This is a genomic window from Pseudoclavibacter sp. AY1F1, assembly GCF_002931075.1.
GTDB lineage: Bacteria > Actinomycetota > Actinomycetes > Actinomycetales > Microbacteriaceae > Pseudoclavibacter.
In genome coordinates, this window is sequence record NZ_PSTQ01000014.1 from 21690 (window position 1) to 35047 (window position 13358).

Annotated in this window: 11 protein-coding genes; 10 read left to right on the forward strand and 1 reads right to left on the reverse strand. The window is 67.5% G+C overall.

The features are described 5' to 3' along the window. Window positions 1–2: 2 nt before the first annotated feature. Genes C5B85_RS16460 through C5B85_RS16490 form a run of 7 tightly spaced genes read left to right on the forward strand, consistent with a single transcriptional unit; the run spans window position 3 to window position 8695 of the window. Complete coding sequence (locus C5B85_RS16460; protein ID WP_104287095.1) at window positions 3–869, forward strand: hypothetical protein; 867 nt, start codon at window positions 3–5, stop codon at window positions 867–869. After that, window positions 866–1543, forward strand: coding sequence for a hypothetical protein (locus C5B85_RS16465; RefSeq protein WP_104287096.1), 678 nt, complete (start codon window positions 866–868; stop codon window positions 1541–1543). The genes C5B85_RS16460 and C5B85_RS16465 overlap by 4 nt, the downstream gene beginning before the upstream one ends. Beyond that, window positions 1531–2691, forward strand: a complete 1161-nt coding sequence (locus C5B85_RS16470; protein ID WP_104287097.1) for an acyl-CoA dehydrogenase family protein — start codon at window positions 1531–1533, stop codon at window positions 2689–2691. Before C5B85_RS16465 ends, C5B85_RS16470 begins: the two co-directional genes overlap by 13 nt. Beyond that, complete coding sequence (locus tag C5B85_RS16475) at window positions 2678–4144, forward strand: MATE family efflux transporter (RefSeq protein ID WP_146077987.1); 1467 nt, start codon at window positions 2678–2680, stop codon at window positions 4142–4144. The genes C5B85_RS16470 and C5B85_RS16475 overlap by 14 nt, the downstream gene beginning before the upstream one ends. Continuing rightward, the gene (locus C5B85_RS16480; protein WP_104287099.1) at window positions 4144–4905 is read left to right on the forward strand and encodes a 4'-phosphopantetheinyl transferase superfamily protein; all 762 of its coding nucleotides are present in this window, start codon (window positions 4144–4146) and stop codon (window positions 4903–4905) included. Before C5B85_RS16475 ends, C5B85_RS16480 begins: the two co-directional genes overlap by 1 nt. A gap of 50 nt (window positions 4906–4955) precedes the next feature. After that, entirely contained in the window at window positions 4956–6380 is a 1425-nt protein-coding gene (locus C5B85_RS16485; RefSeq protein WP_181064474.1) for a condensation domain-containing protein, read from the forward strand. Next, on the forward strand, window positions 6377–8695 hold the full coding sequence (locus C5B85_RS16490) for an MMPL family transporter (protein ID WP_104287101.1): 2319 nt from the start codon (window positions 6377–6379) through the stop codon (window positions 8693–8695). The genes C5B85_RS16485 and C5B85_RS16490 overlap by 4 nt, the downstream gene beginning before the upstream one ends. 54 nt (window positions 8696–8749) lie before the next feature. On the opposite strand, the gene C5B85_RS16495 is transcribed toward C5B85_RS16490, so the two are convergent. Continuing rightward, window positions 8750–9481, reverse strand: a complete 732-nt coding sequence (locus tag C5B85_RS16495; protein WP_104287102.1) for a FadR/GntR family transcriptional regulator — start codon at window positions 9479–9481, stop codon at window positions 8750–8752. A gap of 94 nt (window positions 9482–9575) precedes the next feature. On the opposite strand from C5B85_RS16495, the gene C5B85_RS16500 reads away from it, so the two are divergent. The 3 genes from C5B85_RS16500 (at window position 9576) to C5B85_RS16510 (ending at window position 13299) form a co-directional block, all read left to right on the forward strand. After that, window positions 9576–10748 (forward strand): mandelate racemase/muconate lactonizing enzyme family protein, encoded by a 1173-nt coding sequence (locus tag C5B85_RS16500; RefSeq protein ID WP_258070860.1) that lies wholly within the window; start codon window positions 9576–9578, stop codon window positions 10746–10748. A 417-nt stretch (window positions 10749–11165) separates the two neighbouring features. Beyond that, window positions 11166–12311 carry a Gfo/Idh/MocA family protein gene (locus C5B85_RS16505; RefSeq protein WP_219819434.1) on the forward strand — a complete coding sequence of 382 codons (1146 nt, stop codon included), beginning with the start codon at window positions 11166–11168 and terminating at the stop codon, window positions 12309–12311. Window positions 12312–12384: 73 nt separating this feature from the next. Beyond that, window positions 12385–13299, forward strand: a complete 915-nt coding sequence (locus tag C5B85_RS16510; protein ID WP_104287104.1) for a sugar phosphate isomerase/epimerase — start codon at window positions 12385–12387, stop codon at window positions 13297–13299. The last annotated feature ends 59 nt before the right edge of the window (window positions 13300–13358 follow it).

Below are 13358 nucleotides of genomic sequence, written 5' to 3' on the forward strand. Positions count from 1 at the left end.
CGATGAGGATCTCTGCTCCGAGCCGTGACGCCCTTCGCATCGAGGCCGTCATCGACATTCCACTGGTCGGACTCCCGCACATCCAGAAACTGGTCGACCGCTCGTTGGCCAGAGACCTGCAGCACATCTACGGCGACGTCGGAGACGATTCGCTCCTCTCCTCCGACAGCCTCAGCTACCCGCAGATGGTGAGCGCTGCGGCGGACGCGCTGCAGCGCGATGGCCTCCTTGAGCAGGTCCGCTTCGTGGTCCTCGCGATCGCGACGCCGGATTCGCAACATCAGCGGCTGCTCGGGGGGTACGCGAACCAGCGTTTTCCATCGCGCCCGGATGTCTTCGCGGTTGCTGAGCAGGGCGCGGCTGGCCCGTTCACGGCGATCGCGTTGGCGGGCGTACGCCTCGAGTCGACGCAGGATCGGGCCGTGGTCCTGGTGCTCGAGCAGACCGCGCTCCCACCGGGCCGGACACCTCGGCCGTCTCGCGACAGCGCGGTGGCTGTGGTGCTTCGACGAAGCGGTCCCGGTTGCATCATTGGCTCCCTCTCCGTCGAACGGCGCTCGGCGAGTGACACGAGCGCTCCGACCACATCGGGTGGCGGGGGAGAGCGTCCTGTCGAGCGGGCGTCGGCGGCGACAACCATCTCCGGGTGTTCCGTGCCCGGGGTCGGTGGACTTCGCCCTGCGCACGATTCTGTCGCCACGGGCGTCTTCGCGCGGCTCGCCTCCGTCTGGGAAGAGGCAGCGTCGCGGGAGCCGATCGAAGTGGTGGAGCATGACCAGGTCCTCGGGTATGCCTGCAGGTTGACGCTCGATCAAACCCTGACCGCGGGCCTCGCGCTGGCTCAGCCGCAGGAGGCGGCGTCAGTATGATCCGGCACAGCGAGTCGCCAGACGAATCGGCTGCGGTCCAACTGAGCCACACGGCCCGCCAGAAGGGGAGCATCGCGGCACTCGCCGAACTCTCTCGGCAGGTCGCACCTCCGCGTGGGCAGCGCTACGTGCTGCTGCCGCACAGCGAGGCGGCCCCCGCGGGAGGGCACCAGGTGGAGGCCCTCGACGCGGAGGACGGCCAAATCGTTGTCTGGGCTCTCGCTCCGACGCAGTCGGGGTCGGGGTCGGAGGCAGAGGCAGGGGCAGAGTCCGGGGAGGTCCGGTCGCGGCGTGAATGGCGGTGGCGTGTGCACGCCGTCCGCCTTGGGCTCTCGCAGAGGCTCCTGGCGGTCGCGGTGGATCACCTCAAGGGGCGTCGGATCGGCAAGGTGCCCACCATTAACCTGCCGGCCGTGCGACTCATCGTCGCGGACGCCGATCTGCTCCACCAGACCGCAGCGATATCCCTGGAACGCCACGTGCGCGACGCTGACGAGGCCTCTCTCCGGACAGCGGCAGCCGAGATCGACGATGCAGTGCTCGCGGCAATGTCGATGCTCGGTGCCACGGGCTACGTCGACGCCGCACCGGGGCGTCTCGCTCGCATCGTGGACCTCCTCGGGCAGAGCGTCGCAACGGTCAATGAGAAGAGCCCAGAGAGATGCAACGCATGATCGCGGAGCGTCTCCAGGACGCCCTCCTGCCGTTCCAGCACACGCTCCGAGAGCACGCGCTCGCCATCGACAGCGACCCGCGGAGCATCTCGCGTGTCCTCGACAGCGGCGTGCCATTCCACCAGTTCGCAGGCCTCCCAAGGGAGTTCGCGAGCGACCCGTTGCGGGTTGATGGGGAAGCGCTCTATCTCACGAGCTGCGAGGAGCGAGTAATCGCGACCGAGATTCTCGCGACCGGCGACGCTTCGATGGTCGTCGGAGCTCCCGGAGCGTCGATGTCCGGCGTGCTCATCGACGCGCTCGGCAGCAACCGGCAACGGGAGCGCTTCTACTCGCGCGTCGCAGAACGTCCTATCTGGACGTTCTTCGGGCTCACGGAGCCGAACCGAGGCTCGGATGCCGCGTCCCTCGAAACCCTCGTTGACGGCGACGGCAGTGGTGAAGGGAGGCTCATCGGGCACAAGAAGTTTGTGGGTAACGCAGCCAGGGCCGAGATCGGCGTGGTCTTCGCGCGCTTCAGGCCGGGCCCGCTCGGCATCGGAGCAGTGCTGGTCGAGACCGATCGGCGCGGATTCGAGGCCACCCCATTGAAGACGCTCGGTTTCCGGGGCGTGCAGCTCAGCGAGATCCAACTCGATGCTGTTCCTGTGGTGGGAGCCGACCTGCTCGGTGAGCACCTCACGCCGTCCAGGCGCGGCATCCTGGGAGCCGTGCAGGTCTTCAACGCCTTGCGTCCGGTGGTCGGAGCCCTCGGTCTCGGCATCGCATCGGCCGGCCTCGACTACGTGCGGCGCGAGCGGCGCTCGCTCCGTCAGGACGAGGCAGCGACGATGGAGAACTTCGACGCCCGACTGCAGACTGTGCGCGCACTTGTGCGGCGAGCGGCCGCGCTCGTCGACAACGGGCAAGCGGACGGCGCGATGTCCTCCGCCGCCAAGGTGCTTTCGGTGGAGCTCGCCAGCGCGGTCACGCAGCAGATGCCGCGGCTTGTCGGGGGAGCAATCCGTTGGGAGCATCCGTACCTCGACAAGCTTCGTCGCGACGTGGGCGCGCTGGAACTCATGGAGGGCACTTCGCTGATCCAACGGCAGAACGTCGCGACCGGATATCTGCAACGTGGCCTTGGCGCAGCGCGTGTCGCAAAGTAGCGCAAGGGGAGTCACCGCCGACTTCAGCGACGCGGAACCGCTGCGATTCCGCGAGGCGGTCAGACGAGTCGCGTCGCTGGCCGCCCCGCTCAGCGTCGCCCTGCTGGTCGCGGCAGTCGCACAGTTCGCCGTCGTCGGTCTGCTCGGGCACCTGGGAGCTGACGCCGTGCACGTTCGCAGTCTTTACGTGCCCATCTCCTTCTGCATCCTCGCTGTGCAGGAGGGGCTCAGCATCAGCTCGCAGGTGGTGTTCGCGCGCCTCCGCGGCGCTGAACGCTCCGAACGCGCGCCCGCGGCCTTCCGCCGCCTGGTCACGACCGGGCTGGCAGCGACCGTCGTGCTCGCTCTCGTCGTGGCCACCGCGGCACCGCTCGTGGGGAGCGCACTCGGCGCAGAGGGTGCGAGGGCAGCGGCCTTCACGTCGTTTGCGCAGCTCATGGGTATCGCCACCGTCTTCACCGTTCCAGGCACGGTCGCCGTGGGCGCGCTGCGGGGTTGGGGGCGCCCGGGCTTGTCGATCGTGATGGCCCTCGTCCTGGCGGTGACGCAGGTGCTCGGCGTCTGGATCGTCGGCGACCTGGCCGGTCTCGGAATCACCGCGGTCCCCATCTTCGTTGCAACCGCAGGACTCGCGGCGCTCGCCGTCGCCCCCTCGCTCGCGAAGGTGGCACGCCTGCCGCTCACCAAGCGCTGGCTATCTGTCGACGCGACGCTCCAGCGCGGTGAGCAGCGAACGCCGGCCAGCGAATGGGACGACGAAGCCGCAGCGATCGCCTCGTTGGCAACGCGGACACTGCTCGCCGTCGGGGTGCCCGTGGCCCTCTCCTATATGCTCCTCACCGCTGCCAACCTCGCGACGATGTGGGTGCTCGCGCCCTTCGACGGGTACGCGCAGACCGCTTTCGGCATCGGCTCAACTGTGCAGGGTGTGATCATCGTGCCCGCGATCGCTGTTGGCTCCGCGGCGGGCGTGCTCATGCATCAGCATTCCGCCGCGGGAGCGGATCGTGCTCTCCCTTCGCTCTTCCGAGCCGCAGTGGCGATCGTCGTCGGCAGCTACGCGGTGCTCTCCGCCCTGATGGTGCTCACTCCGAACCTCCTGGCTGGCCTGCTCGTGGCCGACTCGCGCATCCAAGCTGCCCTGGCGGAGTTCCTTGCAATCGTCGGCCCGTCCTATTTCGGGCTCGGCATCGTGCTGTTCCTGCTGACCGTGCTGGAGCAGCTTCGCTTCGGAGCGCTGGCCGTGACCCTCAACCTCGCCTACTACGCCGCGTCCATCGGCCTCGGAGCATTGATGGCTCACTCGACGGGCGATGCATCGACGCTGTTCCGCGTCCTCGCCATCTCGAATCTGACCGGACTCGGCCTGCTGCTCCCGCTCACGAGCATCCTCGTACGCCGACGCTCCCGACGGCGCGGATTCGCAGGAGACCCCCGGCGGGCAGAACCGTGATGTCTCTCGTGCGAGAACGGCCGGATGTGCGCTCCGCATCATGCGTCCACGTCGACGTCTGGAGCATCGACCTCGACAACTGGCAGGGACCGGTCCTCGCCGAGTGTCTTGCCGTGCTCGACAGCGCGGAGACGACGCGAGCGGCTCGCTTCACGAGGCAGGTGGACGCCATCAGGTTCGTCCGTGCCCACGCGGCGACCCGACTCCTGCTCGCGCATGCGACGGGAGGACACGCCGCCAAGCTGCGATGGGATCGATCAGCGAACGGCAAACCGTCGCGTGTGCTCGGAGTGGAGTGGAATCTGAGCCACAGCGAGGGGATGGCGCAGCTCGCCGTCGTGCCTGCCGGAACCGGCGCCGCAGGCGTCGGCATCGACGTGCAGACAACGGCCCTCCGCTTCGACGCGTCCAGATTTGCGAGGCGCTACCTCTCGCCGGGCGAGCAGCGGATGCTGGGTGAGCGGCCAAGTCGCGGTGCGCTCGCCATGGCCATCGCGCGCAAGGAAGCCGCCGTGAAGGCCGTGGGCTTGCGCCTCCTCGATGCGCTCGATACCGACACGTCCTCAAGCAGCACTGTGGTGATGCCCGGCACGGAGGAGAACGCCGCGCGGCAGGTCCGCATCAAGGCGCTTGAGTCTCAACGAGGTGGGGCTGTCGCTGTGGCTGTTGCTGTGGCTAGCCGTGCAGCGAACCCAGCCAACCAGTTCACGACGACAACACGTGACTGGCTGCTGGCTGGGGGAGGAGAGCGCGTCGTATGAATGGAGCTTCGGAGAACGTCTCAGCCCATGAGTTCCGAGGTGGGCCGGGAATGAGACACGAAACCCACGTCGTGACGTTCACGGGCGCACCCTCGAGAAGGGGACCCGCAACGTGGGGCCAGCAATTCAACCGGACCCGAATCGAGGCGCTCGGCGCTGAAGGTCACCGATACAACATCGTTCTCGGTGGCCCCGCGCTTGAGCCACCACCCGTCCGCAGCGCCCTGAAGATGCTCCACGAGCTGCTTCTCGCCCATGAGGTGCTGCGCACCACCTGGCACGAAGGTGCGGGCGGGCTTCAGCAGGTGGTCCAGGCCGAGGGCCGGGTGAAGGTGCTCGACTGCGGCGTCGAGAACCCTGAGGACGCCGAGCAGGTCACCGAGTCGCTGCGCGGAAGCCTACGCACCAGACTCTTCGACAGTGAGCGCGAGCTTCCCATCCGCTGCGCATTTGTGACTCACGGCGAGCGAGTGCTGCACACGATCGTCGTCGTGTCTCACCTCGCGCTCGATGGCGTCAGCGCCCAGCTGCTGACCACCGAGATCCAGGGCCTTGGCCGGCTCAAGGAGGGCGACCAGAGTCACGACGTCGAGCGGCTCGGGAGGCGCGGATCAATCGACGGTCCGAGTGTGCGGTGGCAACCGATCGATGAGGCCGAGTACCAGTGCAGTCCCGAAGGCGCCCGTCAGGACGAACGGGTCCGTGAGCGGCTGATCACGCGCATCACCGCGGCGGGAAGCCCGATCCTCAGAGCCCGACGTAGGCCGAGAAACGGCCGTTTCGAGCGCCTAGTCCTCCGCAGCAGCAGACTGAAGCTTGCCGCGGCTGCGATTTCCGTCGCTCACGGCATGACGCCGGCAACGACCCTGCTCGCGGCGGCCGCGACGTCCTTCGCAGCGGCCACTGGCCGTGACTCCGTGGCGATGCGCATCCTCGTCAGCAACCGGTTTCGCCCAGAGCTGGCTCAACTCATGTCACCGGTGGCGATGGACACGCTTTTCGCACTGGGCGAAATCCGCCCTGAAAGCGACTTCCTCACGACCGCCAAGCGCGCGTGGAAAGCCGCCATGATTGCGTACAGGAGCGCGTACTACAACCCGACGCTGCTGCACGAACAGCTCTCCAACGCCGACTCAATCGTCTTCGATGAAGCGCTCCGGTACAACGACCACCTCGGCGTCGGCGCCGACAGTTGGGACAGGTGGCCTGACGCAAGCGACGGTGTCGTGGCATGGAGCCCTTCGCCCTCACTCCAGCCCGACGGGCGAGCCCTGTATCTGCACGTGCACGATTCCGGGGATGCCATCGTGCTCGAACTCATCGCCGACACCGGGCGGATCGAAGCTGAGACGGCCGAGCGCCTGCTGTACCGCATCGTCGAGTCGGTCGAGTCCGCCGCGTCCGCCGCGGAGCACCACCAGGACCAGAATCCACATCAGCCCGATCGGGCACACCAACCGAGGAGCACGCAGTGACGGCACCTGGAAAGCACGCAGCCGAGCCCGAGAGGGCGTCCTTGCTCCGGCGCGTCGGCGCGTGGAGCGCCGAGCATCCGCGCAAGACCTTCGGAGGGTGGGCCGCGCTCATCATCCTGTCCGTGCTCTTTGCGCTTGTCGGGGTCGGTGGACAGAACATCTACGAACGCCTGGAGAACGGCACGCCACAGGTTGACGGCGAAGCGGGTCAGGTTGATGACCTCCTCGAGGCCGCAGAGAACGACGACAGCAGGGCGCTGAATCTTCTCGTCTACGGGGTCGCGCCCGATGACAGGACGCTCGCCGCTCACCTCGACCCGCTGCCGGACAAATTGCAGCAGATCCAGGACGAGAATCCTGGCTCGGTGCTCACGATCAGCGACCCGCGTCAGGGTCTCGCGGCGCTCGAGTCCGGAGTCGCTTTGAGCGCCTCCGATGCCGCGCGCGTGCAGGCGCTCGCCGCAGCGGACGGCAACGGCATCCTCGTCGTTGTCCGCGCAGGCACGGAGCAGGTTGGCTCCGAAGAGCAGACTCCCGCGCGGAGGGCCGCCCAGGTGCAGGCTCTTGAGCTGCTCGACGGCATCGCTGAAGAATTGAAGACCGTCCATCCGGACGCGACCGTGCACGTCAGTTCGGAGGCGCGCATCGCGACCTCCTATCGCGCAGTGGCGGCCGCGGACCTGGAGCGCGGAGAGGGCATCGCCCTGCCCATCGCCCTGCTGGTCATGATCGTCGTCTTCGGAGGCATCCTCGCCGCCGGGGTGCCGATCCTCGGCGCAATAGCCTCGATCCTCCTCGGCTACGGAAGTCTGTTCGCGCTGAGCTTCGCATTCGGCTTCGACAGTATCGTCCTGAACGTCGTGACGCTCCTGGGGCTCGGCCTCGCCATCGACTACGGACTGCTTGTCATCAGCAGGTTCCGGGAGGAGATGCGGGATGTCGGCGAGGGGGACCGGAGCGGCATCGTCGGCGCCACTGCGTCGACCGTCGAGCACGCCGGGCGCACCGTCGTCTTCTCCGGCACGATCTTCGCGGCGGCTTCACTGGGTCTGCTGCTCTTCGAGCCGACCATCATGCGGGCGATCGGCGTCGGAACGATCGCCGTCGTCGCGATCGCGATTGCCGTGTCCATCTCCCTCGTCCCCGCGATTCTGGCGACTGCCGGCCACAAGCTCACGAAGCCAGGCCTGCTTGCGAGAGTGAAGCCGCTTCGCCCGATCTTCGGCAGGCTGGGAACAGTCACGCCTGACGATGGCAACTTCGGGAAGCTCGCGCGCTGGTCGCAACGCCGACCGGCGCTCGTGACCGCCGCCTGCGTGCTTCTCCTCGGCGTGCTCGCAAGTCCAGCACTCTCGCTGATTCCCGTGAACGACGTCAGCGGGGCCGTGCCTCGTGCCGCGACCGAGTACTCGTTCATCGAGACGATCGCCGACGAGTTCCCGGATGCGGCACCCGCCAAGGTGGAGCTCGTCATCCGGGCCGAAACAGGTGCCTCGGCGGACTCCCGGGTTGCTGCGTGGGCTCAAGACATGGCAGGTGACCCGCGCGTCGCTTCCGTGGGCGTCCCGGAGCAGACGGAGTCCTACGCCACGGTCCGCGTGCATCCCGAAGAAGGAGCGAACGCGATGGACCTCGTCGAGCGCGCTCGCGAGGCGGCTCCTGCTGACGCGGAGGCCTGGGTCACCGGCACGGCAGCGCACGACCTCGACCTCATCAGCTCCGTGCAGGCGACCGCGCCCTGGGCTGCGCTGATCATCTGCGGGCTCACCTTCGTGCTGCTGTTCTTGATGACCGGTTCCGTCATCATGCCGATCAAGAGCCTTGCCATCGCGCTCCTCTCGCTCGGCTCGGCGGTCGGCGTCCTCGTCTGGGGGTTCCAAGACGGACACCTGGCAGGAGTTCTGAACTTCGAACCGGACGACATCAACGGCGTCGACGTGCTGGTGTTGACGATAACCCTCGTGCTTGGGTTCGGTTTGTCGATGGACTACGAGGTGTTCCTGCTTGGGCGCGTTGCTGAGTTGCGAGACCGCGGCGTCGCCGGTCGGGAAGCGGTGTGGAAGGGACTCCAGGGAACCGGTCGGATCATCACCTCTGCTGCCCTGATCATGGTTGTTGTGTTCCTGGGGTTCACGCTCGGGGACCTGCTCATCATCAAGCAGATGGGCACCGCCCTTGCCGTGCTCGTGGCGCTTGATGCGACGCTCGTCCGCTGTGTGCTGGTGCCCGCCGCAATGACCTGGGGGGAGAGCATCATGTGGTGGTCCCCTCGCTGGCTCAGGCCCGTGGCTGACCGCCTCCGCATCCGTCACTAGCGTCACGAGCGTCACGAGGATTCGTCGCTGAAGTTCACGCCACGGTGCTGCGATTCAGTCGCGGATGCGGCGGCGTTCCCAGGCGAGCGCGATGTGGTCCCGCATCTCTCGGGCGGCGGCGTCGCTGTCTCCAGCCTCGATGGCGTCGTACACGCGCTGGTGCTCTTCGAGGGTGAGTCGCACAGCATCCGCGCCAGGGGCGCCGTAGTAGCGGCTGCTCTCGCCGGCGCGCTTCGAGAGGCTGCGGGCGATGCCGGAGGCGAGGCGGTCGCCGGCGATGTCCATGACGGCGAAGTGGAAGGCGACGTCAGCGGCCGCGAACGCGTCGCGTTGCTCGGCGGTGGTGTGCATCGTGTCGAGGTGGTCGTGGATGACGCGCAGCTCGTCGCCGCTCCGTGCACTGGCAGCGGCGGCGGCGATGCTCGACTCGAGTTGGCCGCGCACGACGGCGAGCTCGTCGAGGATGCCGAGCGTCTCGTCGTTCTCGATCATTGTGCCGAGGACAACCTTGTCGAGGATGTTCCACTCCGATTGCGGCGCGATCTGCGTGCCGCGCCCTTGCACGACAGAGACCATCCCCTTCTCCTCGAGGCGCTTCATGGATTCGCGGATGACGGTGCGGCTCACGCCGAAGTTCTCGCACAGCTCCGTCTCGGTCGGGAGGAGGTCGCCTGGGGCGACTTCTCCGGTGACGATGGCGGAGACGAGGTCGTGCACAACCTGCACGCCGAGCCTCGCGGCGGGCGTGCGGTGGGCGCCGAGCCGGGGCGTCGTGGTGCTTGACATGCGGCGATCTTAGTCACGAACCCGCTCCTGCAGAGGCGAACACGGGCAAAGTGACGAAAAACATATGACGAATAAATCATGTGATGTATGCTGAATGTCCCATCTGAAGATCAAGGACGATATGAAGATCACCGGCTTCCGTTTGCTCACGACCAGGCACGACTGGGGGCGGTCCATCGGCGACGTCAACGGCCACATCCGCGCCGCGGTCACCGATGTCCCCATCGTGATCCTCGAGACGGACGAGGGGGTAGAGGGTATCGGCATCGGCTCGCACGCCGACGTCGCAAGGCTCTTCCCTGCGCTCGAGGGGGAAGACCCGCGTGGGGTCTCCGCCCTCTTCGATCGGATGCTCGCCCAGGTCTTCAAGTCCGGCCACGCGGGTGCCACCTACGGTGGCATCGCGACCCTCGACGCCGCGCTCTGGGACCTCAAGGCGAAGCTCGCGGGCGAGCCGCTCTGGCGTCTGCTGGGCGGGCGTGACAGGTTCGTGCCAGGGTACGCATCCGGTCTCGATATCGCGCTCGACGACGGAGAGCTCGTCGCCTTCTATGAGGACTTCGCCGAACGCGGCTACGTGGCCGGCAAGCTCAAGGGCGGCGTCGACCCCGTCGCCGACCTGCGCAGGCTCCGCCTCCTGCGCGGCGTGCTGGCTCGCAACACCCCGAGCCCCGGACTCATGCTCGACGCGAACGAGTCGTGGCAGGTGAAGCAAGCGGTGCGCTACGTGGCATCGATCGAGGGCGAGATCGACCTGCTGTGGGTCGAGGAGCCCCTGCGGAGGTGGGACGCGCTCGGTCATGCCCGCCTGTCGGCCGCGGTGCGCGCGGCCGTCGCGACAGGCGAGAACCTGACGGGGGTCGACCAGTTCCGGCCGCTGTTCGACGCTGGCGCACCGGACGTCGTGCAGGCCGGCGCGATCTGGGGGGTCACACACGTGCTGCGCCTCGCATTCGCCGCGAATGCCCGAAACCTGCCGGTGAGTCCCGTCGGCTACAACACGAACCCGGCCGTCGCGGCGGCTATGACGGCCGTGCCCAATCACCTCACGACCGAGGTGCAGGCGCTGCACTGGGCGCACGGCATGAGCGTCGACCAGGAGTTCGCCGACGGTGGCATCGTGCTGGGCGACTCAGTCGGCGCCGGCATAACCATCGATGAGACCGCGATCATGGATGCAGGGCGCGGCTGGGCGGACCCGGCGGGTCCGCACATGCGCCCGTCGCGCGCCGGCTTGCGGGTTGTGCTCGACGGCATCGAGCGCTGAGCGCTGAGCGCGAGCCGAGCCGAGCCGGCGCCGGTCGCGAGCCGGCGCCGATCGCGAGCCGAGCCGAGCCGAGCCGAGTCGGGCAGGGCTGGGCTGGGCTGCGGCGCCGGAGAGTTGTGGCGCCGGAGAGTTGTGGCATGGTGTCGTTCCCGGTCGACGGTGGTGCGCTTGTCCACAACCCTGTGGCGCCAGCGGCGCCCGGGCCAACGGGGCCGGGCCAACGGGGCCAGGTCGACGGGGCCGCGGGTCGGCGGGGCGCGCGATGCGCACGCCGAGAAGAACCCGCCGAAAGGACTTGCGGCTGGGTCGCCGCATCGGTACATTAGGTGCAATGGCAGCGCTACCAGTAGCGCTCACATGGCTCGGACTTCCCCGGTCCTGAAGCAGACGCTCACGCAACGGCGCGAAGGAGTCGCAGTGTCCACGAGTTCTCTTGAAACGCAGGTCGACGAGGCCAGGTCCGGCAACGCCGCCCTTCTCCCGGACGGACCCATCCGGGCCCGCTCCGCGAAGATCGGCGCGATCGGCGCTGGCGCCATCATGGCAGACCAGCACCTCGCCGCCTACAAGGAAGCCGGGTTCCCGGTTGTCGCCATCGCGTCGCGCACCAAGGCCAACGCCGAACGTGTCGCCGAGCAGTGGGGCATCCCGACCGTGCACGACACCCCGGAGCTGCTCATCGAGGACCCGGACGTCGAGATCGTCGACATCGCGTACCCGCCCGACCTGCAGCCGGCTCTCATCCGCAAGGCCCTCGCGCAGCCCCACATCACAGCGGTGCTTGCTCAGAAACCCCTCGCGCTGACCCTCGACGAAGCCATCGCGCTGCGCGACGAGGCGGCGGCCGCAGGCAAGATCCTCTCCGTCAACCAGAACATGCGCTACGACCAGTCGATCCGCGTGCTCAAGCAGCTCCTCGACGGCGGCGAGCTCGGCGACCCCGTCTTCGTCGAGATCGATATGAAGGCCGTGCCCCACTGGCAGGGCTTCCTTGAGGGCTACGACCGCCTCACCCTCGCCAATATGAGCGTGCACCACTTCGATGTCCTCCGCTTCCTCTTCGGCGACCCGGACGAGATCATGACGGTCACCCGCTCTGACCCGCGCACCCAGTTCCCGCACACCGACGGCATCGTCGTCTCCACGCTTCGCTTCCCTGGTGGACTCCTCGCCCTCTCGACTGAAGACGTGTGGGGTGGCCCGCGCGAAGAAGGCTTCGACGACGACTTCTCCATCACCTGGCGGGTGGAGGGGACGCGCGGCGTCGCGAAAGGCACGATCGGCTGGCCGAGTGGCACGCCTTCGACGCTCACGTACGCGTCAGCGGCTCGCGATGACGGCGGCCCGTCGACCAATGGCAAGTGGGTGACGCCCACCTGGGACACCCACTGGTTCCCGCACGCCTTCATCGGCGTCATGGAACAGCTGCAATACGCGGTCGAGACCGGCAACGAGCCAGCGCTCACCGTCGCAGACAACGTCAAGACCGTCGCGCTCATCGAGGCCGGCTACCGGTCCATCGCCGAGCGCCGCCCCGTGCGCCTCGACGAGTTCCCGCTCTGAACCAACCACCAGCATCCACTTCACCAACACCTCACCCGGCCAACGGCCCCCCACAGAAGGAGCAAAGAAGCTCATGATCCAAGTCGGCATCTTCAGCGGATACTTCCCCTACGACCTCAAGACCACCGCCGAGAAGGCGCGCGAGCTCGGCTTCAACACCGTCCAGCTCGACCTGCACTTCAAGGACCTCGACCTCACTGCCGGGCAGATCACGAAGGAGAAGGCGAAGCTTGTCGCCGACACCTTCCGCGACAACAACCTGCCCATCTCCGCGATCTCCGGCTACACGAACATCGTTCACCCGGACCCGGACCACCGGCGCGCCAACGTCGACTACCTGAAGGAGATCATCCGCAACGCGCGCTCCTTCGGCACGCCGTACGTCATCTCCGAGTCGGGCACCTTCAACCCCGACAGCGAGTGGGACAGCGACCCGCACAACAAGACAGAGGACGCCTACGAGCAGGTGCGCGACGTGCTCGCCGAGCTCGCCCAGGAAGCCTACGACCACGGCTCGATCTTCCTGCTCGAGACGTACGTCAACAACGTCATCGGCTCCGTCCGCGAGACCGTTCGCGTGTTCAACGACATCCGCTCGCCTGGCATCGAACTGCTCATGGACCCGACGAACTACTTCGACGCCTCCAACATCGACGACCAAGCCGGCGTGCTCAACGAGGTCTTCGACACGCTCGCCGACAAGGTCCGCGTCGCCCACGCGAAGGATGTCAAGCGGGCGGGTGACGACAAGAGCGAGAAGCACGCCGACATCGGCGACGACGACGCGCTGGCATCGCACACGTTCCGCGGCGTCGGCGAGATCGAGCTGCCGGCCGCTGGCCTCGGCTCGCTCGACTACGAGCTGTACCTGCAGCGCCTCGCGGAGCGCAGCCCCAACGCGCCGCTCATCATCGAGCACCTCGACGAGTCGGACATCCCGCGCGCCAAGAAGTTCATCGACGACATCCTGCGCAAGTACTCGATCTAGTCGCTCGGGCGCGCGCATCTCGGCCTTCGGGCCCTGGTCGCGGCGCGCCCGGTCAAACT